General features: G+C 38.4%; 26 protein-coding genes and 1 tRNA gene. 19 read left to right on the top strand and 8 right to left on the bottom strand.

Translation table 11 applies throughout. The annotated features are described in order from the left end of the window. The first annotated feature begins 6 nt into the window (after positions 1–6). From codY to LG369_RS05350, 15 genes are all read left to right on the top strand, one after another. On the top strand, positions 7–795 hold the full coding sequence (codY, locus tag LG369_RS05420; RefSeq protein ID WP_225750527.1) for a GTP-sensing pleiotropic transcriptional regulator CodY: 789 nt from the start codon (positions 7–9) through the stop codon (positions 793–795). Beyond that, on the top strand, positions 795–1370 hold the full coding sequence (locus LG369_RS05415) for a cysteine hydrolase family protein (RefSeq protein WP_225750526.1): 576 nt from the start codon (positions 795–797) through the stop codon (positions 1368–1370). The genes codY and LG369_RS05415 overlap by 1 nt, the downstream gene beginning before the upstream one ends. Positions 1371–1447: 77 nt before the next feature. Further along, a tRNA-Leu gene (locus LG369_RS05410) sits at positions 1448–1533 on the top strand. 132 nt (positions 1534–1665) lie between these two features. Further along, on the top strand, positions 1666–2943 hold the full coding sequence (locus LG369_RS05405) for an ABC transporter permease (RefSeq protein WP_225750525.1): 1278 nt from the start codon (positions 1666–1668) through the stop codon (positions 2941–2943). 13 nt (positions 2944–2956) lie between these two features. Then, positions 2957–3604, top strand: coding sequence for an ABC transporter ATP-binding subunit Vex2 (gene vex2 / locus LG369_RS05400; RefSeq protein WP_225750524.1), 648 nt, complete (start codon positions 2957–2959; stop codon positions 3602–3604). 43 nt (positions 3605–3647) lie between these two features. Beyond that, a complete protein-coding gene (vex3, locus tag LG369_RS05395) occupies positions 3648–5027 on the top strand; it encodes an ABC transporter permease subunit Vex3 (protein ID WP_225750523.1) in 1380 nt (459 codons plus the stop codon). 71 nt (positions 5028–5098) lie between these two features. After that, entirely contained in the window at positions 5099–5755 is a 657-nt protein-coding gene (gene vncR / locus LG369_RS05390) for a response regulator transcription factor VncR (RefSeq protein WP_225750522.1), read from the top strand. Beyond that, entirely contained in the window at positions 5752–7071 is a 1320-nt protein-coding gene (gene vncS, locus LG369_RS05385; RefSeq protein ID WP_225750521.1) for a sensor histidine kinase VncS, read from the top strand. The genes vncR and vncS overlap by 4 nt, the downstream gene beginning before the upstream one ends. Positions 7072–7218: 147 nt before the next feature. Continuing rightward, positions 7219–8100 (top strand): class II fructose-bisphosphate aldolase, encoded by an 882-nt coding sequence (locus LG369_RS05380; protein WP_016466093.1) that lies wholly within the window; start codon positions 7219–7221, stop codon positions 8098–8100. Positions 8101–8230: 130 nt separating this feature from the next. Beyond that, positions 8231–9163 carry an alpha/beta fold hydrolase gene (locus LG369_RS05375; RefSeq protein ID WP_225750520.1) on the top strand — a complete coding sequence of 311 codons (933 nt, stop codon included), beginning with the start codon at positions 8231–8233 and terminating at the stop codon, positions 9161–9163. 51 nt (positions 9164–9214) lie between these two features. Then, entirely contained in the window at positions 9215–9760 is a 546-nt protein-coding gene (locus tag LG369_RS05370) for a histidine phosphatase family protein (protein ID WP_036753482.1), read from the top strand. A 315-nt stretch (positions 9761–10075) separates the two neighbouring features. Further along, positions 10076–11068: an ATP-binding cassette domain-containing protein gene (locus LG369_RS05365; protein WP_006151906.1), complete on the top strand. Its 993-nt coding sequence runs from the start codon at positions 10076–10078 to the stop codon at positions 11066–11068. A 1-nt stretch (position 11069) separates the two neighbouring features. Further along, positions 11070–11888, top strand: a complete 819-nt coding sequence (locus LG369_RS05360; protein WP_225750519.1) for an ABC transporter permease — start codon at positions 11070–11072, stop codon at positions 11886–11888. Between the two features lies 1 nt (position 11889). After that, positions 11890–12675, top strand: a complete 786-nt coding sequence (locus tag LG369_RS05355) for an ABC transporter permease (RefSeq protein ID WP_225750518.1) — start codon at positions 11890–11892, stop codon at positions 12673–12675. A gap of 183 nt (positions 12676–12858) precedes the next feature. Next, positions 12859–13173, top strand: a complete 315-nt coding sequence (locus LG369_RS05350; protein ID WP_225750517.1) for a hypothetical protein — start codon at positions 12859–12861, stop codon at positions 13171–13173. Between the two features lie 161 nt (positions 13174–13334). Here the strand turns inward: LG369_RS05350 and LG369_RS05345 are convergent, their stop codons facing one another. From LG369_RS05345 to LG369_RS05335, 3 genes are all read right to left on the bottom strand, one after another. Then, the gene (locus LG369_RS05345; RefSeq protein ID WP_225750516.1) at positions 13335–14093 is read right to left on the bottom strand and encodes a hypothetical protein; all 759 of its coding nucleotides are present in this window, start codon (positions 14091–14093) and stop codon (positions 13335–13337) included. Between the two features lie 165 nt (positions 14094–14258). Next, on the bottom strand, positions 14259–15929 hold the full coding sequence (locus LG369_RS05340; RefSeq protein WP_225750515.1) for an N-acetylmuramoyl-L-alanine amidase: 1671 nt from the start codon (positions 15927–15929) through the stop codon (positions 14259–14261). Between the two features lie 109 nt (positions 15930–16038). Beyond that, on the bottom strand, positions 16039–16398 hold the full coding sequence (locus LG369_RS05335) for a DUF3397 domain-containing protein (protein WP_025170162.1): 360 nt from the start codon (positions 16396–16398) through the stop codon (positions 16039–16041). Positions 16399–16643: 245 nt separating this feature from the next. On the opposite strand from LG369_RS05335, the gene LG369_RS05330 reads away from it, so the two are divergent. Further along, positions 16644–17894, top strand: a complete 1251-nt coding sequence (locus tag LG369_RS05330) for a dicarboxylate/amino acid:cation symporter (protein WP_225750514.1) — start codon at positions 16644–16646, stop codon at positions 17892–17894. Between the two features lie 14 nt (positions 17895–17908). Further along, complete coding sequence (locus tag LG369_RS05325; RefSeq protein ID WP_225750513.1) at positions 17909–18850, top strand: ATP-grasp domain-containing protein; 942 nt, start codon at positions 17909–17911, stop codon at positions 18848–18850. A 172-nt stretch (positions 18851–19022) separates the two neighbouring features. Here the strand turns inward: LG369_RS05325 and LG369_RS05320 are convergent, their stop codons facing one another. The 5 genes from LG369_RS05320 to LG369_RS05300 are packed head-to-tail and all read right to left on the bottom strand — an operon-like array spanning position 19023 to position 23726. Further along, positions 19023–19886 (bottom strand): YihY/virulence factor BrkB family protein, encoded by an 864-nt coding sequence (locus tag LG369_RS05320; RefSeq protein WP_225750512.1) that lies wholly within the window; start codon positions 19884–19886, stop codon positions 19023–19025. A 38-nt stretch (positions 19887–19924) separates the two neighbouring features. Then, positions 19925–21979: a cation:proton antiporter gene (locus tag LG369_RS05315; RefSeq protein ID WP_225750511.1), complete on the bottom strand. Its 2055-nt coding sequence runs from the start codon at positions 21977–21979 to the stop codon at positions 19925–19927. 11 nt (positions 21980–21990) lie between these two features. Continuing rightward, on the bottom strand, positions 21991–22245 hold the full coding sequence (locus LG369_RS05310; RefSeq protein WP_006148185.1) for a hypothetical protein: 255 nt from the start codon (positions 22243–22245) through the stop codon (positions 21991–21993). Next, complete coding sequence (locus LG369_RS05305) at positions 22238–22795, bottom strand: tRNA (mnm(5)s(2)U34)-methyltransferase (protein ID WP_225750510.1); 558 nt, start codon at positions 22793–22795, stop codon at positions 22238–22240. Before LG369_RS05305 ends, LG369_RS05310 begins: the two co-directional genes overlap by 8 nt. Further along, positions 22779–23726, bottom strand: a complete 948-nt coding sequence (locus LG369_RS05300; RefSeq protein ID WP_413252025.1) for a TIGR01212 family radical SAM protein — start codon at positions 23724–23726, stop codon at positions 22779–22781. The genes LG369_RS05305 and LG369_RS05300 overlap by 17 nt, the downstream gene beginning before the upstream one ends. 191 nt (positions 23727–23917) lie before the next feature. On the opposite strand from LG369_RS05300, the gene LG369_RS05295 reads away from it, so the two are divergent. Together LG369_RS05295 and LG369_RS05290 are read left to right on the top strand one after the other, a co-directional pair. Beyond that, a complete protein-coding gene (locus tag LG369_RS05295) occupies positions 23918–26104 on the top strand; it encodes a PTS transporter subunit IIBC (protein ID WP_225750509.1) in 2187 nt (728 codons plus the stop codon). A gap of 53 nt (positions 26105–26157) precedes the next feature. Beyond that, positions 26158–26976: an endonuclease/exonuclease/phosphatase family protein gene (locus LG369_RS05290; protein ID WP_225750508.1), complete on the top strand. Its 819-nt coding sequence runs from the start codon at positions 26158–26160 to the stop codon at positions 26974–26976. The last annotated feature ends 17 nt before the right edge of the window (positions 26977–26993 follow it).

Raw genomic sequence — 26993 nt, 5'->3', positions numbered from 1 at the left:
TAAAAAATGGTACATTTATTAGAAAAAACAAGAAAAATTACATCGATCCTAAAGCGTTCTGAGGAGAAATTACAAGATGATCTTCCCTACAACGCAATCACGCGTCAATTGGCTGATATCATTGATTGCAATGCCTGCATTTTGAATAGTAAAGGGCGCCTCTTGGGATACTTTATGCGCTACAAGACCAATAATGACCGTGTAGAGCAATTTTTCCAATCAAAAATTTTCCCTGATGAATATATTCAAGCAGCAAACATGATTTATGATACAGAGTATAACCTTCCAGTAGAACATGATTTGACTATTTTTCCGACTGAAAGTCGTTCAGATTTTCCAGATGGTTTGACAACAATTGCTCCGATTCATGTTTCTGGTATCCGCTTGGGTTCTTTGATTATTTGGCGTAATGACAAGAAATTTGAAGAAGAGGACTTGATCCTTGTTGAGATTGCAAGCACTGTAGTTGGAATTCAATTGTTGAACTTCCAACGTGAAGAAGACGAGAAAAATATTCGTCGTCGTACAGCAGTCACTATGGCAGTTAATACCCTTTCTTATTCTGAATTGCGAGCAGTATCAGCTATTTTAGGAGAACTAAATGGTAATGAAGGTCAATTGACAGCTTCTATCATTGCAGATCGTATCGGTATTACACGTTCGGTGATTGTCAATGCTCTTCGTAAACTCGAATCAGCAGGGATTATTGAAAGTCGTTCTCTTGGTATGAAAGGAACTTATCTCAAAGTTCTAATCCCAGATATTTTTGAAGAAGTGAAAAAGAGGAACTATTAATGGTTAAGGCACTAATTTCTATTGATTATACAGAAGATTTTGTAGCGGATCATGGGAAACTTACTGCGGGTGCTCCAGCTCAAGCAATATCTGATGATATATATGGGGTGACCCAAAAGGCTTTTGAACGTGGAGATTATATCTTTTTTACAATCGATGCCCATGAAGAAAATGATGTTTTTCATCCTGAAAGTAAACTCTTCCCGTCACATAACATTATTGGGACTAGTGGACGAAATTTGTATGGCAAGTTAGCCGACTTCTATCAGGAACATGCTGATGATAGTCGTGTTTTCTGGATGGACAAGCGTCACTATTCAGCATTTTCTGGGACAGATTTGGATATCCGTCTCAGAGAGCGTAAAGTGGATACTGTCATTTTGACGGGAGTTCTTACAGATATTTGTGTCTTGCATACAGCCATTGATGCTTATAATCTTGGTTATAAGATAGAAGTTGTGAAACCGGCAGTAGCATCCATTTGGCCTGAGAATCATGCCTTTGCACTTGGACATTTTAAGAATACACTTGGTGCGAAATTGGTTGATGAAAATTTGCTTGAAATTACAGAATAATACATTTCAAGATGAAAAAATCTGGAAAAAGTCTTGACAATTTTTTTCAAAGTTGATATACTAGTAAAGTAATCGACGCGGGGATGGCGGAATTGGCAGACGCGCAGGACTAAGGATCCTGTGACCGCTTTAGGTCGTGAGGGTTCAAGTCCCTCTCTCCGCATAGGAAAAGAGTTAGCTTTGGCTAGCTCTTTATTTTTTTACCATTTGAGGGCAAATTTTATTTGCTCTTTTTTATTTCATAAACATTTCATATTTGAATATTATAATGGATTTACAAATATGGAGGTGCTATATGAATCCCACTCAAAGAGCTTGGGCTTATGTCAGCAGAAAACGACTGAGAAGTCTCATATTATTCTTGATTCTATTTGTTTTATTGGCAGGAATATCAGCTTGTTTGACGCTAATGAAGTCCAACAAAACAGTAGAAAATAATCTTTATCGCTCACTGAATACATCTTTTTCGATTAAAAGAATCGAAGCAGATCAGACTTTTCAACTGTCTCAACTAGATGAGCTTAAAAAGATAAAGGGCCTTGAGAAGATTTCACCTGAGCTAGAAACAATAGCCAAGTTAACTGACAAAGAAGTCGTTACTGGAGAACAAAGTATCCAAAGGGATGATTTGACAGAGGCTGAAAAAAATCTTATCAGTTTGATTGCTTTAGAAGATTCTTCTAAGGATGTCTCCTTTACAAGCTCTGCCTTTACTCTTAAAGAAGGAAGACATATCCAAAAAGGGGATAGCAAGAAAATCTTAATCCACGAAGATTTAGCTAAGAAAAACAATCTTAGAGTAGGAGATAAGATTAGCTTAAATCCTGGTCAAGTAGAAGGAAATAGTGGACAAAGGCTAGATTATGAAATCGTGGGTATTTTCACTGGTAAGAAGCAAGAGAAGTTTACCGGTCTATCATCTGACTTTAGTGAAAATATGGTCTATACAGACTACGAAAGTAGCCAAACTCTTCTTGGAAATAAGGAAGCTCAAGTTACTGCCGCTCGTTTCTATCTAGAAAATCCAAAAGATATGGATGACATCATTCAAGAGGTTGAAAAGTTATCTCTTGAAAATCAAGGCTTTCAAGTGGAAAAGGAAAATAAGGCCTTTGAACAAATCAAGGATTCAGTTTCGGCCTTCCAAACCTTCCTACAAATTTTCCTCTATGGTATTATGATTGCTGGTGTAGGAGCTCTGGTCTTGGTCTTGTCACTTTGGTTACGAGAGCGAGTCTACGAGGTTGGTATTTTATTGGCGCTAGGAAAAGGAAAAATAGCAATCTTTAGCCAATTCTGCCTGGAAGTTATCCTGGTTTCATTGGCAGCAATTTTACCAGCATTTGTAGCTGGAAATGCCATTACTTCCTATCTCTTGAAGACTGTATTAGCAAGTGGCGACCAAGCTGCCCTACAAGATACGCTAGCAAAAGCAACGAATCTTTCAACAAGTCTTCTATCATTTGGAGAATCTTATATCTTCCTACTTATAATCAGCTGCTTGTCAGTTGCACTTTGTTTCCTATTTTTATTTAGAAAATCACCGAAAGAAATTTTATCATCCATCAGTTAATAAAGGAGAAATCATGACTTTACTACAATTACAAGATCTTACTTATCGTTACAAGAACACTGCAGAAGCAGTATTATATAAAATCAATTACGATTTTGAACCTGGAAAATTCTATAGCATCATTGGAGAATCAGGAGCAGGGAAATCCACGCTCTTGTCCCTATTAGCAGGACTTGATAGCCCAGTAGAAGGTGCTATTAAGTTTGAGGGAAAGGACATTCGTGAACAAGGTTATTCTTACCACAGAATGCACCATATCTCGCTAGTTTTCCAAAATTATAACCTCATTGATTATCTTTCTCCATTAGAAAATATCCGCTTGGTTAATAAGAAGGCCAGCAAGGATACGCTACTTGAACTTGGTTTAGATGAAAGTCAGATCAAGCGAAATGTTCTTCAATTATCAGGTGGGCAGCAACAACGTGTTGCCATTGCTCGTAGCCTTGTATCTGAAGCACCCGTGATTTTAGCGGATGAACCAACCGGAAACCTAGATCCTAAGACAGCTGGGGATATCATCGAACTCCTCAAATTTCTTGCTGAGAAAACAGGCAAGTGTGTGATCGTTGTGACCCACAGTAAGGAAGTTGCTCAAGCGTCAGATATTACACTTGAATTGAAGGATAAGAAACTGACTGAAACAAGAAAAAATAGTAACTAAATCTTTTAAATATATAAGTGAAGTAAACCTAGAAAGGAATCTTATGTTACACAACGCATTTGCCTATGTCACAAGAAAATTTTTCAAGTCTCTTGTGATCTTTCTCATCATTCTCTTGATGGCTAGTTTGAGTTTGGTCGGCTTGTCTATCAAGGGTGCGACAGCCAAGGCTTCTCAAGAAACCTTTAAAAATATCACCAATAGTTTTTCGATGCAAATCAATCGTAGAGTCAACCAAGGAACTCCACGTGGTGCAGGGAATATCAAGGGTGAAGATATCAAAAAAATTACTGAGAATAAGGCCATTGAATCCTACATCAAACGGATTAATGCTATCGGTGATTTAACTGGTTATGAACTAATTGTGACACCTGAAACCAAGAAAAATCTAACGCCAGATCGAGCTCAACGTTTTGGAAGTAGTTTGATGATAACAGGTGTTAATGACTCTTCTAAGGAAGATAAGTTTGTATCAGGCTCTTACAAACTGGTCGAAGGTGAGCATTTAACAAACGATGACAAATATCAGATTCTCATGCATAAAGACCTGGCTGCTAAACACGGTTGGAAAGTAGGAGACAAGGTCAAACTCAACTCCAATATCTACGATGCAGATAATGAAAAAGGAGCCAAAGAAACAGTAGAAGTAACCATCAAAGGACTTTTTGATGGACATAACAAATCTGCTGTGACCTACTCACAGGAACTATATGAAAATACAGCAATCACAGATATTCACACAGCTGCCCAGCTCTATGGCTATACAGAAGATACCGCGATTTATGGAGATGCTACTTTCTTTGTAGCTGGAGATAAGAACCTAGATAGTGTCATGCAAGAAATAGGCTCTATCAACGGTATCAACTGGAAGATGTATAGCTTGATTAAGAGTTCATCAAACTATCCTGCTCTTGAACAATCTATCTCAGGCATGTACAAGATGGCTAATCTCCTCTTCTGGGGTAGCTTGAGCTTCTCGGTTCTCCTGCTTGCTCTCTTACTCACGCTATGGATTAATGCTCGTCGTAAAGAAGTTGGAATTCTTCTTTCCATTGGTCTTAAACAAGTAAGTATTCTGGGTCAATTTATCACAGAAGCAGTTATGATTGCTATTCCAGCTCTTATTTCAGCCTACTTCCTAGCCAACTATACAGCGCGTGCTATTGGAAATACAGTTCTTGCCAATGTCACATCAGATGTGGCCAAGCAAGCTAGTAAGGCAGCACAAGCTTCCAATCTCGGTGGTGGAGCAGAAGTGGACGGCTTTAGCAAGACTCTTTCAAGTTTAGATATATCCATTCAACCATCAGACTTTGCTATCGTTTTTGTACTTGGATTAGTTCTAGTGGTACTAGTTATGGCACTTGCTTCAAGTAATCTCCTATTTAAACAACCAAAAGAACTCTTGTTGGATAGTGAATAAAAAAACTTGCTACCTATTCTCACTCAAATGAGATATAATATAGGTAGCATTTTTGATAGAAAAGGATTTATATGAAAATTCTAATTGTAGAAGATGAAGACATGATTCGTGAGGGAATTAGTGATTACTTGGCGGATTGTGGCTATGAAACCATTCAGGCTGCAGATGGTCAAGAAGCCTTAGAACAATTTTCTCATCACCAAGTAGCTCTGGTTCTCTTAGATATTCAAATGCCTAAACTCAATGGTTTAGAGGTTTTGTCAGAAATCCGAAAAAGTAGTCAAGTTCCTGTCCTCATGTTAACAGCCTTTCAGGACGAAGAATATAAGATGAGTGCCTTTGCTGCATTAGCAGATGGTTATTTGGAAAAGCCTTTTTCTCTATCTTTGTTAAAAGTACGAGTGGATGCCATCTTTAAACGTTATTATGATACTGGTCGTATTTTTACCTATAGAGACACCGAGGTAGACTTTGACAGTTATAGCGCTAAAGTAGCTGGTCAAGAAGTTGCAGTGAATGCAAAAGAACTGGAAATTTTAGACTATCTGGTTAAAAATGAAGGTCGAGCCTTAACACGGTCGCAGATTATCGATGCTGTATGGAAGATGACAGATGAGGTTCCCTTTGACAGAGTGATCGATGTCTATATCAAGGAACTACGGAAAAAATTGGATTTAGACTGTATTCTTACCGTGCGCAATGTTGGTTATAAATTGGAGAGAAAATGAGACGTTCAGGTTTATTTAAAAAAATTTTTATCTATACCTTCTCGGTATTTTCTACCTTGGTCATTTGTTTGCATTTGGCCATCTATTTCCTCTTTCCTCCGACCTATCTCAGTCATCGTCAGGAGAGCATAGGGCAAAAGGCTACAGAAATTGCCCAGTCTCTCCAAGGCAAAGATAGTCAAGCTATTCAGGAAGTCCTTGAACTTTATTCTAAAAGCAGTGATATTAAGGGAGCTGTTAAGGGAGAGATGACTCAGGATAAGTTGGAAGTCAATGATAATCTTCCCGTTGATAAACAACGACAAACGGCCTCCTTGGTTATTGAGGAAAGAGAAGTTCAAACTAAGGATGGTCAGACGATGACCTTGCAGTTTTTAGCTTCTATGGATTTGCAGAAAGAAGCAGAAGACATCAGTCTTCAATTTCTGCCTTATACTTTATTAGCGTCTTTCATCATTTCGCTCCTCATCGCCTTTATCTATGCTAGAACCATTGTTGCTCCTATTTTGGAAATCAAACGAGTGACTCGACGGATGATGGATTTGGATGCAGAAGTGAGGTTGCGCGTGGATTCTAAGGATGAAATTGGCGATCTTAAAGAACAAATCAACAGCCTTTATCAGCATCTCTTGACGGTCATTGCAGACTTGCATGAAAAGAACGAGGCCATCCTCCAGCTGGAAAAGATGAAGGTTGAGTTTTTGCGAGGTGCTTCCCATGAACTGAAAACACCTCTAGCTAGTCTAAAGATTCTTCTGGAGAATATGAAAGCCAATATTGGACGCTATAAGGATCGGGACCATTATCTGGGAGTTTCTTTGGGTATCGTGGATGATTTGACTCACCATGTCCAGCAAATCTTATCCCTTTCTTCAGTGCAAGAATTGCGAGATAAGAAAGAAAAAATCAACCTTCTTGAAATGACAGATTTTCTCTTAAAGGATTATGATTTATTAGCCAAAGAGAGGGAAATTTCAGTTGTGAATCAACTGACTGACCAACAAACTTATCTAAATCCTTCGGTACTAAAGCTGATTCTTTCCAATCTTATCAGTAATGCTGTGAAACACTCTGTTCAAGGAGGTTATTTAAAAATTGGGACAGAAGATGGCTGGGTTTTCATTGAGAACGCCTGTACTCCTGAGGAGCAAGATAAATTTGAACAATCCTTTACGGTTTCTAGTCGACAAAGTAAGGGAGCTGGTTTGGGACTTTTCGTAGTGAAAAGTTTATTGGAAAACGAAGAAATTGACTATCGATTTGAACGCTATGAAGACCACTTAGCCTTTTATATGAACCTACCCAAAGACCTGTAAGATTAGGACTTTGAGGAGAGTTCCATATTTTTAGATAGAAGAAATTCAATCTAAACTACAGGAAAAACTAGATTTTTTTGTCAAAAAGTGATAAAATGAACAATGTAAATGGGATATCCCATAAAAATATACAGGAGGCCTGATAAAATGGCAATCGTTTCAGCAGAAAAATTTGTCCAAGCAGCTCGTGACAACGGTTATGCAGTTGGTGGATTTAACACAAACAACCTTGAGTGGACTCAAGCTATCTTGCGCGCAGCAGAAGCTAAAAAAGCTCCAGTTTTGATCCAAACTTCAATGGGTGCTGCTAAATACATGGGTGGTTACAAAGTTGCTCGCAACTTGATCGCTAACCTTGTAGAATCAATGGGTATCACTGTACCAGTAGCTATCCACCTTGACCACGGTCACTACGAAGATGCACTTGAGTGTATCGAAGTTGGTTACACTTCAATCATGTTTGACGGTTCACACCTTCCAGTTGAAGAAAACCTTAAATTGGCTAAAGACGTAGTTGAAAAAGCACACGCTAAAGGTATCTCAGTAGAAGCTGAAGTTGGTACTATTGGTGGTGAAGAAGACGGAATCATCGGTAAAGGTGAATTGGCTCCAATCGAAGACGCTAAAGCAATGGTTGCAACTGGTATTGACTTCTTGGCAGCTGGTATTGGTAACATCCACGGTCCTTACCCTGCAAACTGGGAAGGTCTTGACCTTGACCACTTGCAAAAATTGACAGAAGCTCTTCCAGGCTTCCCAATCGTATTGCACGGTGGATCAGGTATTCCTGATGACCAAATCCAAGCAGCTATCAAACTTGGTGTTGCTAAAGTTAACGTTAACACTGAATGCCAAATCGCATTCGCTAACGCAACTCGTAAATTTGCTCGTGACTACGAAGCAAACGAAGCAGAATACGACAAGAAGAAACTCTTCGACCCACGTAAATTCTTGGCTGACGGTGTCAAAGCTATCCAAGCATCAGTTGAAGAACGTATCGACGTATTCGGTTCAGAAGGTAAAGCTTAATCTAGTTTTACAATAAAAAATCAAACCCGCCTGTGAAGGTGGGTTTTTTGTTTCTGGATATAGACAGATTATACTGGAAAATTCTTATACTTAAGTTGCTAAAAGAGTCTAATTTTTGTACAATAATGCTATGAAAAAACTGAAAAAATGGTGTCTAGGGCTTCTTAGTTTCATTCTTTTGTTTTTAGTAGGGACATTTATCTTTCATCGTGTCAGCTTAGAAAAGGAACAAGCCTCTCTAACTCCTATGGGTAAAACTGTTCTCGTTAATGGGCACAAAATTAATGTCTACGTTGAGGGGGATGGTCCAGAGACAATAGTAGTTCTATCAGGTGCTGGAATTGCTTCACCTATATTAGACTTTAAGAATCTAACAGATTCCTTATCAAAAAAATATAAGGTAGTCGTAGTCGAGAGAGCTGGCTATGGTTATAGCGAGGATAGTAATCAGTCCAGAGATGTGATGGAAGTTTTGTCTGAGACACGTCAAGCTCTATCACAAGCAAATATATCAGGACCTTTTATCATTCTGTCTCATTCCATGGCTAGTCTTGAAAGTCTGGCTTGGCAGGAAAAGTATCCTGATGAAGTGAAAGCCTTGGTTGGTCTGGATTGGGCATTACCAGCAAGTTATGAGGATTTAAAGGATAATCAGACCTTGCTTACTGTGGCTTATTGGAGCAGTAAGATTGGTTTATTACGCTATTTCCCTGAGTCCTTTTATATAAAAAATCCAACTCTGACTGAAACTGAACGACAACAATATAAATTACTAGCATATAAGCAGTTGATGTCACAAACCATGCTTCATGAATCCCGTTTGGTAAAGGAAAATGCCAAGAAAGTTCCATCTAGTATTAATCCGAAAATTCCAGCCTTACTCCTGGTTTCTAACGGTGAAGGCACGACCTTTAGCCAATCAGAATGGCAACATTATGCAGAGAAATTTGCAAGCGACCAGTCTAATGTTCAGGTCATCTATATGGATGCGCCTCACGAACTTTATCATTATCAAAGTCATGAACTTATTTCTCGCATTAAAGAATTTTTAGAGAATAATTGAGGGCTTAAAAATCCATTGAGACTGATGACAATAATTGAAAGGTAATGACTTATGAATAATTCTTATATTTTACTTAGACATGCTCATTCAAAATTTTCAAGTGATGATTTTAATAGAACTTTGTCAGAAAAAGGATTTTCATCTCTTGACCAGTTAGAGTTTTTGAATTCTTTTAATATTGATCATTATTTTTCTAGTCCTTATAAACGAGCATTTGAAACGATTAATAGCTCGCCAATTCAATTTGATAAAATAGTTCTTGATAATCGGTTACGAGAGCGAAAATTATCTTCAACCTTTATAAAAGATTCTGAGTTTGAAGACAGTATTAAATATTTATGGCAAAATCCCAGTGAATCTCTTTCAGGAGGGGAATCAAATCAAGATGCACTAGCTAGAGTACTAAATTTTTTAATGGAATTGGAAGAGAGATACTCAGAAAAAACGATTTTACTTAGTTCACACGGGAATCTGATAGGAATACTACTACATCACTTTGATTCCAGTTTTGATTATGAAAAATGGGAGCAGATGACCTTTCCAGATTGTTTTCTAATTGATAGAAATGGGATTGTGAAAAGAATTATGAAAGATTAGTTCTTTGATTAAATAGTGATTCATATTGATCAAAATAGTTTGCTTTTTTACAATTCGTAGCCTGCCCCTAATGGCAGGTTTTTTGGTGTTTTAAGGAAACTATTAAACCAGAATTTCTGACTCAAAAGCATTATTTTAAGAGAGAAATCTCTAATTTCAAAATCAATAAGCAAACGCTTGCATTCCTTTTTTTATTGGATTATAATAGGTTGGTATAAATCCTTCTGTAATAATATTGAAAAGGTGTAGAAAGTAAGGATTTAGAATATTTGTAGTCAAAAATACAATGTTGTTTCTTACGATAAGGAGATAGATATGGCAATGATAGAAGTGCAACATCTTCAGAAAAATTTTGTGAAGACTGTTAAGGAACCGGGCTTGAAGGGAGCTTTGCGCTCCTTTATTCATCCTGAAAAGCAGACATTTGAAGCGGTCAAGGATTTAACCTTTGAAGTTCCAAAAGGGCAGATTTTAGGATTTATAGGGGCAAATGGTGCTGGGAAGTCAACCACCATCAAAATGCTGACAGGGATTTTAAAACCGACATCTGGTTTTTGTCGGATTAACGGCAAGATTCCCCAGGATAATCGACAAGATTATGTCAAGGATATTGGAGTCGTTTTCGGACAACGTACCCAGCTATGGTGGGATTTGGCACTGCAAGAGACCTACACAGTTTTGAAAGAGATCTATGATGTACCGGACTCGCTTTTCCATAAGCGCATGGACTTTTTGAATGAAGTTTTGGATTTGAAGGAATTTATCAAGGATCCTGTGCGGACTCTTTCACTGGGTCAACGGATGCGGGCGGATATTGCGGCTTCCTTGCTTCACAATCCCAAGGTTCTCTTTTTAGATGAGCCGACTATTGGTTTGGATGTGTCGGTCAAGGATAACATTCGCCGGGCTATTACTCAAATCAATCAAGAGGAAGAAACTACTATTCTCCTGACCACTCACGACTTGAGCGACATTGAGCAACTCTGTGATCGGATTTTTATGATTGACAAGGGGCAAGAGATTTTTGATGGAACGGTTAGCCAGCTCAAGGAGACCTTTGGCAAGATGAAGACTCTTTCCTTTGAACTGACGCCAGGTCAAAGTCATCCCATCTCTCATTATGAGGGCTTGCCTGATATATCCATTGATAGACAAGGAAATACTCTCAATATTGAATTCGATAGTTCCCGCTACCAATCAGCTGATATTATCAAACAAACCCTGTCTGATTTTGAAGTCCGTGATTTGAAGATGGTAGATACGGATATTGAGGATATTATCCGTCGCTTCTATCGAAAGGAGCTCTAAGATGGTCAAATTGTGGAGACGTTATAAACCCTTTATCAATGCAGGGGTTCAGGAGTTGATTACCTATCGAGTCAATTTTATTCTCTATCGGATTGGTGATGTCATGGGGGCTTTTGTGGCCTTTTATCTCTGGAAGGCAGTCTTTGACTCCTCGCAGGAGTCTTTGATTCAGGGCTTTAGTATGGCAGATATCACCCTCTACATCATCATGAGTTTTGTGACCAATCTGTTGACCAGGTCTGATAGCTCCTTTATGATAGGTGATGAGGTCAAGGATGGCTCCATTATCATGCGCTTGCTGAGACCAGTGCATTTTGCGGCCTCTTATCTTTTCACAGAACTTGGTTCCAAGTGGTTGATTTTTATCTCTGTTGGCCTGCCATTTCTAAGTGTGATTGTCTTGATGAAAATCTTATCTGGGCAAGGTATTGTAGAAGTGCTGGGATTAACTGTCCTTTATCTCTTTAGCTTAACTCTGGCTTATCTGATTAACTTTTTCTTTAATATCTGCTTTGGTTTTTCAGCTTTTGTGTTTAAAAATCTATGGGGTTCCAACCTACTCAAGACTTCAATAGTGTCCTTTATGTCTGGAAGTTTAATTCCCTTGGCTTTCTTTCCGAAAATCGTTTCAGATATTCTGTCCTTCTTGCCATTTTCATCCTTAATTTACACTCCGGTCATGATTATTGTTGGGAAATACGATGCCAGTCAGATTCTTCAAGCACTTTTGCTTCAGTTTTTCTGGCTTATAGTGATGGTGGGCTTGTCTCAGTTGATTTGGAAACGAGTCCAGTCATTTATCACCATTCAGGGAGGTTAGGATGAAAAAATATCAACGCATGCATCTGATTTTTATTAGACAATACATCAAGCAAATCATGGAATACAAGGTGGATTTTGTGGTTGGTGTGTTGGGAGTCTTTCTGACTCAAGGCCTGAACCTCTTGTTTCTTAATGTACTCTTTCAACACATCCCCTCGCTAGAAGGTTGGACTTTTCAAGAAATTGCCTTTATCTATGGATTTTCCTTAATTCCAAAGGGACTAGATCATCTCTTTTTTGACAATCTCTGGGCTTTAGGTCAACGACTAGTTCGAAAAGGGGAGTTTGACAAGTATCTGACTCGTCCTATCAATCCTCTCTTTCACATCCTCGTTGAGACCTTTCAGATTGATGCCTTGGGTGAACTTTTGGTCGGTGGAATCTTACTAGCGACAACGGCGACTAGCATTGCTTGGACTCTTCCAAAATTCCTGATTTTTCTAGTTTGTATTCCTTTTGCGACCTTGATTTATACTTCCTTGAAAATTGCGACAGCTAGCATCGCTTTTTGGACCAAACAGTCAGGTGCCATGATTTATATTTTCTATATGTTTAATGATTTTGCCAAGTACCCGATTTCCATTTACAATTCGCTCCTTCGTTGGTTAATTAGCTTTATTGTGCCTTTCGCCTTTACGGCCTACTATCCTGCCAGCTATTTCTTGCAGGACAAGGATGGACTATTTAATATTGGTGGTTTGATTCTGATTTCCCTTGTTTTCTTTGTTATTTCCCTTAAACTTTGGGACAGGGGATTGGATGCCTACGAAAGTGCTGGTTCTTAAAAATAAATAAAGCCTTGTCTTAGGACAGGCTTCTTTTTTCCTTTCTTATAAAATTCTGACCACATAGTCTATCATGACTACCACATAGGCAAAACCTATTGTTTGCGATTTTTATTTCTGTTATAGTAGTAATTGTCAAGGGGAGATAAAGCTTCCTAACAAAATAGAAAATGAGGTTATATCATGAAAAAAGTAGTAGGTATCGGATTTTTAGTCGTTGCAGCAGCAGTTTTGTATTTTGGTTTAGTTGGATGGCCAAGTTTGGATGTTAACATCTGGGCACTATTCCCAGTAGGTTTATTCCTATTCTTTACTCTTGAGAATTTGGTTAAAAAAGATTATAAGGCCAGTCTCATGAGCTTGATTATTGCCTTTATCATTGCAAATGCTATTTTTGATATCTTGCCACTTTCAAGTGGGTTGGTAATCGGTGCTGGAGTGTTGGCTTGCGTGGGGATTGGTTTCCTCTTTCCAGAAAAAAATATTAAAGCAAGGTAATTTAACCTGAATATGAAAAAATAATATCACTAAAGTAAAAGCCAAAATTATGAAAAAGTTGAACATTTTTCAAAAAAAGAAAAAGGAGAAAACCAACTTGGTTTTCTCCTATATTTATTTAACTTATTTAAAAGTTAAATAAAATTGATAAATTCCTTAGATTATTTTGAAAAACCTGCACCAAAGCGAGTGTTATCTCCAAGTTCACGAGTTGAATCATTCAAAGGTTTACCATCTGTTCCTTCAATTGGAGCAGATGTATTATAAGTTTCAGCACCTGATACACTGTAAGCATCTTTATATTGTGGTGAAACAGCATAACCAAAACGGTTGTTGTGGTTGTTAGCAGCATTTGCTTCAGTAACAATTTCTGTAGTTGGACGTGTTACACCTGGAATTGCTTTTGGATCTGGCTTAGCTGGAGTAGCTGGAGTAGCTGGCTTAGCTGGAGTAGCTGGAGTAGCTGGCTTAGCTGGAGTAGCTGGCTTAGCTGGAGTAGTTGGAGTAGCTGGCTTAGCTGGAGTAGTTGGAGTAGCTGGCTTAGCTGGAGTAGCTGGCTTAGCTGGCTTAGCTGGAGTAGCTGGAGTAGTTGGAGTAGCTGATTTAGTAGCGTTAAAACCTGCACCAAAGCGAGTGTTGTGTCCAAACTCACGAGTTGAATCATTCAAAGGTTTACCGTCTGTTCCTGGATATGGCTTAGCTGGATAAGTCTTAGCACCTGCAAAACTGAAAGCTTTCTTGTTTAATGGAGAAACAGCGAAACCAAAACGGTTGTTATGGTTATTAGCAGCATTTGCCTTTGTAACTGTTCCAGCAGTTGAAGCGGTTACTCCTGGGATAGAAGGAACTTCAGTAGCTGCATAAGAAACGCTAGCGATTGCTGATAATGCTAATGCACTTGTTAATAAAACTTTTTTCATTGTTTTATCTCCTCTTTAATTTTTCATTATATTTCTAAGGCGAACCTTATTGTCTTTATTGTATCATATATGTATATATTGTCAAGTATTTATAATTTTTAAAAAAATATTTTCATTCAGAATTCTTATACACAAAAAGCCTCGAGATTTCTCGAGGCTTTTACTTTATTTACCTGCGTAATATTTTTGAATACCTTTGACAATCCCTGCTACCAATCTATTTTGGTAAGCATCACTACGAACTTGTTGGTTTTCATTGAAATTGTCAATATATCCCAATTCCAATAGAACGGCTGGTTTATCAGTTTCTCGAAGGACCGCAAAACTACTTTGTAGGAGTCCTGCATCTTTAGCACCAGTTTCAGCTAATAGGGAAGAGTGGATATCTGCAGCTAGGCGATTGCTTTCACTGATACGGTCGGGATGGTTATGCCAGTATGGATTAATCTTAGAAGGATAACCAGCAGCTTCTTCGTAAGAATAGGTCTGAATACCAGAACGGTTAGAAGCAGGGCTGCCACTAGCATTGAAGTGAATACTAATAAAGATATCTGAATCAGTCTTATTAACCATTCTTGAACGTTCGGTGACAAAGTCTACAAAGACATCACTGTCTCTTGAAGAAAGAACAGTATAGCCAAGTCCTTCAAGTTCCTTGCGTAGCTTTTGGTAAACTTGCATATTCAGTTCTTTTTCAGTGATGTTATAATAAGATGCACCAGGATCTTTACCACCATGGCCAGGATCTAGGAAGATAATATTGTTATATTTCCCTTTTTCAAAACCACGACTCACAGAAGTTTCACCAATCCACTTCCCATTGCTTTGGAATTGATGAGTTTGCCCATTGATTTTATGGGTCCCTGTAACATAGACTCCATTTTCATCTACATAGTAGCGGGCTTTATAGTAGTTGTCGTCAATCCATTCGCTCTTAGCCATGTAGCCACCTGCCTTGAGGTAGTAGGAGCCAATCCATTCACGTGCTGCGTAAGCACCACCAGATTTTAAGTAGAACCAGCTATCATAATTTTTATCGAAAATCCATTCTTTTTCAGCCATGGCCCCGCTAGCTTTTAGGTAGTAGCTACCTTGCCATTGGTTACTTGCCATAGTAGCATCTTTGTTAAAGTAGTACCAGGTACCACTAATTTTATCCCACTTGTTTTTGATTACTTTACCAGAAGAAAGGGCATAGTACCATTGTCCATCTTGTTTTACCCAAGAATTCTCAGCCATGGCGCCACTATTGGTAAAGAGATAACCGTCAAAAATGGTGTTGCTGAGCATGACTCCGTCTTGATCAAAATAGTACCAGACACCACCGATTTTATCCCATTTTTGTTGAGAAATTTTTCCATAAGCGTTAGCGTAATACCATTTATCTTGGAGTTTACTCCAACCAGAATCGACCATAGCCCCGCTACTAGTCAGGATATATCCGTCAAAAATAGTATCGCTCAGCATGATGCCATCTTTGTTGAAGTAGTACCATTTTCCTTGAATTTTTTTCCAGTTAAGAACAGGGGCATTGTTTTCATAGAAACTCCAGTGGTTTTCCTCTAATACCCAACTTTCTTTTTTGACTTCTGGAGCCTTGTCTTCCTCTTTCTTAGCTGGAGTTTCACTTGGATTTGTTGTAGAAGTTGTTGGTACGCTTGAACCTGCTTCAGTAGAAGGAACTGCTTCCTTCGTTTCAACCTTGTTAGCCGTTGTAGGCTGTTGCGTTGTTTCTGCTGAAGTAGTTTGTACTTTACTTTCTTCAGCTAAAGCTGGGTTTGTTGTTATTCCTAGATAAGTAAGCGTGATGGCACTTGCCAAGAGCGTTTTTTTCACTTGTTTGATCTCCTATTTTTTTAATAATCTCTTTTTAAAATGTCATTAGAAAAGCACCTCATGTGGAAGAACTAGTCGCCAACTGTTGAGGTGCTGGCATGATTTATTTTTATTTCATCATGAAGATTTGAACAATCATAACGATGTAGATGAGCAATGTGAGTAGAAATCCAGCTCTCCAAAAGAATTTAAGGAATTTTGGATAATAAAAGCTGCGTTTTTTGCTCAGGAAGAAAAAAGCCAAAATAATAGCTAGCAAAGATAGGGCTGCCCCCAAAATGGGAAGTTGATTATGGGTAAAAACCTTTGCACTGATTAAATAGTATTCAAAAATCAGAAAAGGAAAAGCCAAATCTGCAAAGTTAATCCCCTTTTTCTTTAACTTAAAAAATCTACTAAAGATAATAGCCAAAGCCAAGGTTAGTACCAAAAGCAAGACGGAAGCGAGTTTCATTAAAATCATAACAATATTGTATCATAAAATTTGAATAAAAGGAAAGCATATTCCTTGATTTAACAGTGTTTTTCTAAAAATTTTTGTTTAGAAACTGATTTTTTATACTATATCAAACATCAATGTGATTTACTTTGTAAAGTTGGAGTAGTTTGAACCTTCATTATAAATCTTTTTTATGGTGACAATAAAAAATATATATTAGTCAGGAGAGAAGAATAGTAGTAGAATGAGTAGCAAATAAAACAAAGGAGTTTCTTATGAAATTAGTTACTTTATGGTCAAAACTCTCACTAGGTATTCAATTATTGGTGGCTTTGGTCTTGGGTGTTATCGCTGCCCTTATCTGGCCACAATTTGCAGGCTTTTATCAATTTTTAGGTCAAGCCTTTATTAAATTGATCAATATGGTTATCATTCCGCTAATCTTCCCAACCATCGTTGTTGCAGTAGCTGGAGTAATCGGAAAAAAATCTTTCGGAAAAATCTTGACCAAGAGTTTGGTTTACTTTTTTGCCGTAACAACTGCCATTACTCTTTTGTTTGTATTTGCTAGTTACTATTTAGGATTTGGTCAAGGAGTGAATATCGGTCAAACTGGTGGAAACCTTGATGGGATTGCTAACAATGTCAAGTTCAGCGAATTTTTGCTTGGTTTCATTCCATCAAATATCGTTAAATCTCTTTCAGATGGCGCTCTATTGCCAATTATCGTTTTTGCCATCTTTCTTGGTTACGGAATTGGGAATCTTAAGTCTGATAAATCTCAGAAAATTATCGAAGGTTTCCAAATCTGGATTGAAGCCATTTACAAGATTGTTGCAGTAATTATCAAACTATCACCGATTGGAATTTTTGGATTTATCGCTAAAGATGTTGCAACTACTGGTGTTGACAAGTTGATTGGGCTTGGTCAGTTTGTCATTGGAACTTATCTGGCTTATGCTGTATTGGTTCTCCTTATTTTCCCTTTGATTGCTTTCTTCTTTAAAGTACCGTATTTATCAGCCTTTCGTGAAAATTGGAGTCTCTTGACTCTGGCTTTTGTTACTGGAAGTTCTAGTGTGGTCTTGCCATCACTTCTTAAAGATTTGAAAAAACAGGGGCATGACGAGCATACAATTGATTTAGTTGTTCCTTTAGGATATACTTTTAACTTAGAAGGAGCAGCAGTTTATTTCTCAGTAGCGACAATTTTTATCGCCCACGCCTATGGTATTCAATTTTCTTTATCAAGTCTCTTGTTTACTGTTTTATTGTTGACCTTGATTGGAAAAACTGCGGCAACCGTACCATCAGGAGCTATTGTGGTTTTACTTGCTGCAGCACCTCAATTGGGCTTACCAGTTGAAGGAGTGGCCTTGATTTTTGCAGTTGATTTCTTTGTCAATGCCGGCCGTACCATGATCAATGTTTTGGGTCAAATCTTAACAGTTAGCGTTATTGAAAAAACAGAAGGATATATTTTAGAAGAAGAAAAGGAAAGCCAATTATCAGTCAGCTTTTCTTAAGGAGTTTTTAAGTAATGAGTGAAGAAAAAGTTTATGTGATTCATGAGAATCTAGAATGGACTCAACATTTAGTGAAATGGTTGGAAGAATTAGAAGTCCCTTATGAACTATGGGATTTGTCTAGTGGGATTTTAGATTTGCAAAGCCCACCGCCGCAAGGTATCTTTTACAATCGTATGTCTGCCTCTTCTCACACAAGAGGACATCGTTATGCGCCAGAATTTACAGAGCAAGTGATTACTTGGTTAGAAGCACACGGACGCAAAGTTGTGAATGGAACAGGGGCTATCAACCTTGAAATCAGTAAAGTCAAACAATATTTGAAGTTAAACGAATCTGGTATCGAGACTCCTGCAACAGTTGCAGTTTTAGGGCAAGAGAACATTATTGAAGCAGCAAGAAAATTGAATATCTATCCTTTGATTACTAAGCACAATCGAGCAGGTAAGGGATTAGGCGTTCAACTCTTCCAAAATGAAGAGGAACTGGCAGCTTATGTCAATAGCCCTCTCTTTGAACCATCAGTGGACGGGATTACCTTGTTACAAGCCTACATCAAGCCAAGTGATGGACGTATCCGTCGTTCAGAGTTTATCAATCAAAAGTTTCTCTATACTGTTTCGATTGATTCTTCAGATGGATTCCAACTGTGTCCAGCAGATGGTTGCCAAATCGGCAAGAGACCAGAGCAACTAGAAACGTCTGAAAAATTCCAGATTACAGAACCTCTACCAGATGACCGGAGAGAAGCTTATGAGAATTTCTTGAAAAATGCTCAGATTGAAGTTGCGGCGATTGAATGGGTTCAATCAGAGAGTGGAGACATTTATGTCTATGATGTAAATACCAATACCAACTACAATCCTACCGCAGAAAAGAATGCCAATATTTTTGCCCACCAACATTTGGCTCAGTATCTAAAAACAGAATTGCAAGCCCTGACTAGTGGACAATAAAGTAGGAAATTCAAAAATCCCCCAGTATCAAATGACTGGGGGATTGATTTGTTTATACTCTTCGAAAATCTCTTCAAACCACGTCAGCTTCGCCTTGCCGTACTCAAGTATAGCCTGCGGCTCGCTTCCTAGTTTGCTCTTTGATTTTCATTGAGTATTAATCGATAAAAAATTATTGATTTGCTTTAAAGTCTGGATCCTTCAAACTTTGAACGCTAGCATTGAGGACAGCACCGATAATCAATATCTTGGCAATGATAATGAACCAGAACATCATGACAACGACGACGATCGAACTGAAAAATCTGACGTCAACGAGATAATTGACATAATTGTTGAAATAAGCTGCAAAGATGTTTAATAAAGCAATCGTCGTAGCTAGTACAAAGAGACTTCCAGGTATGACGTATCGAATCCGACTTACTTTAACATTTGGTAGGAAATAATAGAGCATAATCACGGTAGCAAAAAGAAAGGCATAGATCAGCGGTCCTGTAAAATCTTGTAGATAAGAAAACAGAGCACTCTCGGATTTCCAGTAGTTTTTAAGCAAGTCCAATAACATATGGCCGAACATACTGAGGAATAAGGCAAGGGCAAAGAGAATTTGAAGGCCAAAGCTAACCAAGAGACTCATCAGCTGGTGTGAGATAATTCCTCTATTTTTTGCAACTCCATAGGCTTTATTAAAGGCCTTCTGAAGAAAATCCATGGATTTGGAGAAAGTCCAAAGAGCTGATAAGATAGCAAAACTTAGTAAACCTGTTGATGGTTGAGTCAGAACTTCTCTGACAATTTTTGCAACAACTTCATAGATTGTATCTGGTAAAAATTCCTTGATTGTTAATAGAAAGTTTGAGACGGGAATTTGAAAGTAGGGTAAGATATTGACCACTATCATGAGTAAAGGGAAGATTGAAATCAACCAATAGTAGGCCACAGCAACGCTAGTTAACTCACTATCGGAGGCTTGATAGTAGTGCAAAAAAACTTTTAATAAGGGTCTATCAGTCAGCTGTTTCCACAACTTTTTCATGTTACAATCCTCCAGTTTTTCTCTTTTTTCTATAGACTTTAATTTCTTCGAACTAATTCCATCATATCATAAGGTAAGGTATTAGCAGATTCTTTTAAGGAATAAGTTTCTAAATTATTGACATTTTGGCGTAGCTTTTTAGCATACTGAGCTGAGATGAGTTTTTGAGCCTCGTATTCAAAGATACATTTACGCTCAAGGTAGTATCCTCTAAGCATTTCATCAATGTTATTGGGTTTGATACGATTGATAACCCGTTCCACAAAGGCACCACTCGTAATATGACTGGTTTCGCGAAGACGAGATTCCTGCATAAAGCTGATCAAAGAACTCTTATAAATCCCTTTGAGGTTTTCCAAACTCTCGATAATAATTTCAGTGTTGGCTAGGTAGAGTTCAGCAATCTGGTCATAATCAATGGCAAGAAGTCTCTGTTTTTCCTTGTCTTTCCATGAACGGAATGTTTTCCCAAATGTGAGCAATTCATGAAGTAGAAAACGAAGAATGCGTATGGAGACAAGGAAGTAGTAGGTTAGTCGAGAAGCAAAGTTTCGCTTAATATTTTTCTCCATGTTTTTCAAGTAGCGTTGGTAGACACGATAAGCACGATCTCCAATCTTTCCTTCTTCATAGGCTTGTTCCAAGCCATCGCTTTCAACACTGAGAATCAAGAGCTTAAGAGCTTCCCAGTCCTCTTGAATTTCTTTGTTTTCTTGACTAAGAATAAGATTTTCAATACGTCCATGATAATTGTCAATAGCCGCATAGAGTGGAACCTTGTTTTTTGTGTTCTCTAAATCCTTCTCTAATTCCATGGCGACATCGTTTAAGATAGCGATGTGCATGAGCTGATCCTTAGATGGTTCTTTCTCTTCAGAAAGGTGTGGGAGTACTAGTAAACCCGTCAGGAAACTTACCAAGGTTACGCCAGCTACGAGGAAGAGAAGAAGAGGGTATTCTTGTTCCAGATTAGACGGTATCAAAAGTATAGTGGCAATGGATACAGTTCCCTTCACACCAGAAAAGGTAAGGAGGAGCATGTCTTTGACATATTTGTCTAAACTTTTATGAAGCTTCTTAATCCGAAATGCGTAAAATCCATAGATCATGACAAAGCGGATAGCAAAAAGCAGGAAGGTCAAGAGGAAAACGCTGAGTAAGAGAAGAACTTTGTTGTAGAAAGCACTCTTAAGAATTGGTTCCGCGATCATTTCCAGTTCCATCCCAAGAATGACAAAGACTGAACCATTGAGCATAAAGGTTACAGTCTGCCAAACAGTCTCAGTAACTGTATCAACTTGCGCTTCAAGCAGATTTATTTTCTTGAAACGACTGGCTTTCAGAATCCCAGCAACAACAACGGCAATGATGCCTGAAACATGAATTTCTTCGGCTATGAAAAAAGTCAAGAGAGGTAAACTAAGTTCCAATAAGAGCTCACTTGCGATATCTGTTGCACGGACGCTGAGTAGAAAGGTATGAAGGAAGCGATTGATTAGGGCTGTTATAAAGCCGACTGCAAATCCTCCAACGATAGAAATGGCTAATGAAGTTCCGGCTTGGGTAAGGGAGAATGTTCCTGTTGTCCAAGCGATGAGAGCCATACGAAAGGCTACAAGTCCGGAAGCATCATTCAGAAGACCTTCCCCTTTTAGGATATTAGAAACCCGCTTTGGGAAGGAAAAGCGTTGAGAAAGGGATGCGAAGGCGACTAGGTCAGTAGGACCTAAAGCAGCACCAACTGCTACGCAGGCAGCCAATGGAAGGCTAGCCCAAAGGACATGAGCGAGTCCCCCCATGCTCAGAGCTGAGATAAAGATAACTGGAAAAATCAAGTAGAGGACAATCCGCCAGTGTTTTAGGATAGAAGTAATGTCTGCTTCTTGAGCCTCTCGGAATAGTAGCGGACCAATGACTAAAGCTAGAAACAACTCCGTATCTAAGTGATATTGGTTGTTGGGTAAGCATAGCCCAATTCCAATCCCTAACAAAATTTGAATCAGAGGCATGGGTAAAAAGGGCAGAAGCTTATTGGTCGTACTAGAAACAATAAGAACTAGTAAAAATACCAAGAGATAAAAAAGTAAATTCATTTTCCACCTCCCTATTTTTGTTTACGACAATTTTCAAAAAGTTCCTTTTGTTCTTGGATTTTTTGATCAATCTTTGAGCAGTCCTTATGTTCTATTTTTTTCTGACAACGCTCCATTTCAAGTGAAATCATTTTCTTCTTGATTTTTAGCATTTTTTTACTCATATGTGCTTCATCCAAAATACCAACTGCACGTTCATGTTGGGTTGACTCGACAAAGTTGTGACGAAGAGCTTCGATTTTATCTTTTAGGTATTGTTTATCCATGTCGATACCTTTCTAATTTTTCAATCATAACTAAAAATGGTGGATTGTTAATTTGGTTGAGGGTGCGATAGATAGTAGCAGTATATTCTTGTTGCGGTAACTGACTAACATAATCCATAACTGCATCCCGTTCTATATCTCCGCCTTCATGCCCGTAATAAATCATGATGGCTATTCGTCCGCCTTTAACGAGCATCTGACAGAGTTTTTCAAGTGACTCAATGGTTGTGTGAGGTTTAGTAATGATAGACTTATCGGCAGAAGGAAGATAACCTAGATTAAAGATGGCTGCTTTCACTTCAGTTACAAACTGATCTACGTTTTCATGACCTTGTAGAAGTAACTCGACATTGGTCAAACCGGCTTTTTGTAGACGTTGACTTGTTTTTTGAAGAGCTAGTTCTTGTATATCAAAAGCGTAGACTTGTTTAGCCAATTTGGCAAGGAAAAGTGTATCATTTCCATTTCCCATTGTTGCATCTACAACAACATCATCTTTTGTGATGACTTGGGCAAGAAAATCATGCGCCATTTCAAGTGGTTTTTTCATTCATAAACTCCTGTTTTACAGCCTTGCATCCTTGGACACTACCTCGACGTCTCATTTCAGCTTCTATGCTATTTAGAACTTCCCATTTATTGAGACTCCACATAGGACCAATCAGCATATCTCTAGGCGCATCACCCGTAATCCTATGGATGACTATATGTTTGGGAATAATTTCTAGTTGGTCACAGATAACTTTCACATAGTCATCTTGACTCATAAGCTGCAGTCTACCCTCGTGATAATCACGTTGCATCCGAGTATTTGTCATAAGGTGAAGTAGGTGAAGTTTAATCCCTTGAATATCATTATCAGTCACACAGCGACGAACATTTTCCACCATCATGTCATGAGTTTCACCTGGCAAGCCGTTAATCAAATGGGCAACAATCTCAATCTTTGGATATTTTCTCAAGCGTTTAACTGTCTCCACATAAAGTTCATAGGAGTGGGCACGGTTAATCAATTCAGAAGTTTCTTCATAGGTTGTTTGTAAACCTAACTCTACAGTAACATGCATTCGTTCTGACAGTTCTGCCAAGTATTCGATAGTCTCATCAGGCAGGCAATCTGGTCGTGTACCGATATTGATTCCAACAACACCGAGTTCATTAATAGCTTGTTCATAGCGTTCACGAATGACTTCGAGCTTTTCATGAGTATTAGTAAAGTTTTGGAAATAGACTAGATATTTTTTTACATCTGGCCATTTACGGTGCATAAAGTCAATTTCTTTATAAAATTGCTCACGAATAGGAGCGTCAGGTGCAACAATAGCATCTCCAGATCCAGAAACAGTACAGAAAGTACAACCTCCATGAGCTACCGTACCATCACGATTGGGACAATCAAATCCGGCATCGATAGGAACTTTGAAAGTTTTTTCTCCGAATAAATTTCGATAATAATCATTCAAGGTATTATAGGATTTCATAGCTAATATTATATCAGAAAACCCCAGTAAACTCAAAGTTAGTAAACAATTGAAGAGAAGTAAGAAATTTTTAAAATCAAAAAATCTTATATAAATCCTTTACAAAAAAAATTAAAGTGGTATAATAGAGGTGTTGACGGTGCAAACGTTTTCGTAAATCGTTTGCACTAAAATAAAATAAGGAGATTTGAATGATGAAAGCTACATTCAAAAATGTTTTGTCTTTCGAGTTTTGGCAAAAATTCGGTAAGGCTCTAATGGTGGTTATCGCTGTTATGCCAGCGGCTGGATTGATGATTTCAATCGGTAAGACACTTGCAATGATTAACCCTAACTTTGCGCCACTTGTTGTTACAGGTGGAATCCTTGAGCAAATTGGTTGGGGAGTTATCGGTAACCTACATATCTTGTTTGCTCTTGCTATTGGTGGTAGCTGGGCAAAAGAACGTGCAGGTGGTGCCTTTGCAGCAGGACTTGCCTTTATCTTGATTAACCGTATCACTGGTGCTATCTTTAGTGTTAGTGGTGATATGTTGAAAGATCCTAATGCTATGGTTTCAACAATCTTTGGTAACTCTATCAAAGTTTCTGATTACTTTATCAGCGTGTTTGAAGCTCCAGCACTTAACATGGGTGTGTTTGTAGGGATTATTTCTGGTTTTGTAGGGGCAACTGCCTTTAACAAATACTACAATTTCCGTAAACTTCCTGATGCACTTTCTTTCTTTAACGGAAAACGATTTGTACCATTTGTTGTTATCCTTCGTTCAGCAATCGCTGCAATCCTTCTTTCAATTTTTTGGCCACTTGTTCAAACAGGTATCAACAACTTCGGTATCTGGATTGCCAACTCACAAGAAACAGCTCCAGTTCTAGCACCATTCTTGTATGGTACTTTGGAACGCTTACTCTTGCCATTTGGACTTCACCATATGTTGACTATCCCAATGAACTATACAGCTCTTGGTGGTACTTATGATGTCATGACTGGTGCAGCAAAAGGTACTCAAGTATTTGGTCAAGATCCACTCTGGCTTGCATGGGTAACTGACCTTGTAAACCTTAAAGGTACTGACGCAGGTCAATACCAACACTTGTTAGATACAGTACATCCAGCTCGTTTTAAAGTTGGACAAATGATTGGTTCGTTTGGTATCTTGATGGGTATCATTGTGGCTATCTACCGTAACGTTGATCCAGATAAGAAACACCAATACAAAGGTATGATGATCGCAACTGCTCTTGCAACATTCTTGACAGGGGTAACTGAACCAATTGAGTACATGTTCATGTTCATCGCAACACCTCTTTACCTTGTTTACGCTGTGGTTCAAGGTGCTGCATTTGCAATGGCTGATATTGTGAACCTTCGTGTGCACTCATTCGGTTCAATCGAATTCTTGACTCGTACTCCACTAGCTATCAATGCTGGTCTTGGTATGGATATCATTAACTTTATCTGGGTTACAGTACTCTTTGGATTTATCATGTACTTCATCGCTAACTTCATGATTAAGAAATTCAACTATGCAACTCCAGGACGTAACGGTAACTATGAAAATGCAGATGGTTCTTCTGAATCTTCATCTGCTGGAGAAACTAAAGTTGCAGAAGCTTCTCAAGCTGTTAACATCATCAACCTTCTTGGTGGACGTGCGAACATCGTTGATGTCGACGCATGTATGACTCGTCTTCGTGTAACTGTACAAGATGCTGAAAAAGTTGGAACAGAAGAACAATGGAAAGCTGAAGGAGCTATGGGACTTGTCATGAAAGGACAAGGTGTCCAAGCTATCTACGGACCTAAAGCTGACGTTTTGAAATCAGATATCCAAGATATTCTTGATTCAGGTGAAGTGATTCCTGAAACTCTTCCAAGTCAAATGGCAGCATCTCAAAAAGACGTTGTTGTATACAAAGGTGTGACTGAAGAAGTGTACTCAGTTGCTGATGGTCAAGTGATTGAATTGGAACAAGTTAAGGATCCAGTATTCTCACAAAAAATGATGGGTGATGGATTTGCAGTAGAACCAGCAAACGGAAACATTGTATCTCCAGTTTCTGGTACTGTATCAAGTGTATTCCCAACTAAACATGCTCTTGGTCTTGTAACTGAAGCAGGTCTTGAAGTTCTTGTTCATATTGGTCTTGATACTGTAAGTCTTGAAGGAAAACCATTTGAAGTGGTAGTTTCAGAAGGTCAAACAGTAGCTGCTGGTGATCTCTTGGTCAAAGCTGACCTCGGAGCTATTCAGGCTGCTGAGCGTGAAACTACAACTGTAGTAGTCTTTACAAATGGAGATGCCATCAAGTCAGTTAAATTAGAAAAAACCGGTTCTCTTGCAGCTAAAACAGCAGTTGCAAAAGTAGAATTGTAATACACTAAGGGGTTGGAAGCTGTTTTCCAACCTCTTGTTTATAGGAGAAAAACATGAAGTTTTTAACACTCAATACTCATAGTTGGATGGAAAAAAATCCTGAAGAAAAATTTCAGCTCTTGTTTCAAGATATACTTGAAAACAGTTATGATTTGATTTGTTTTCAAGAAATCAACCAAGAAATTACATCACCTCAAGTAGAGTCTGGACCACTTTACAATCCGTTACCTTCAGCAGAACCCATTCACCAAGACCACTATGTTCGTCTTTTGGTAGAGAAGTTGTCTGAAAAAGGACTGGACTATTATTGGACATGGGCTTATAATCATATCGGATATGACCGTTATCATGAGGGAGTTTCAATTCTATCTAAAACACCGATTGAGGCGCGTGAGATTTTGGTTTCAGATGTAGATGATCCAACTGATTATCACACTCGTCGAGTTGCACTAGTAGAAACAGTAGTAGAAGGTAAAGAGCTTGCGGTTGCGAGTGTGCATCTCTCTTGGTGGGATAAAGGATTCCAAGAGGAATGGGCAAGATTTGAAGCAGTTTTAAAAGAGTTGAATAAACCTCTGTTACTAGCAGGAGATTTTAACAACCCTGCAGGACAGGAAGGATATCAAGCTATCCTAACTAGTCCGCTAGGCTTACAGGATGCCTATGAAGTTGCAAAAGAGAGAAGTGGAAGCTACACTGTTCCTCCAGAAATTGATGGTTGGAAGGGAAATACAGAACCGCTTCGAATTGATTACGTCTTTACGACAAAAGATTTTAAGGTAGAAAAGTTACAGGTAGTTTTTGATGGCCAAGCAAGTCCGCAGGTCAGTGATCACTACGGTCTTCAAGCAGAACTTTCTTGGAAGAACTAACAAAGAATTTTACTAAA

This window comes from Streptococcus sp. Marseille-Q4154, assembly GCF_916700545.1.
In the GTDB taxonomy this organism is placed as follows: domain Bacteria; phylum Bacillota; class Bacilli; order Lactobacillales; family Streptococcaceae; genus Streptococcus; species Streptococcus infantis_I.
This window is presented reverse-complemented; position numbering and strand designations above follow the sequence as displayed.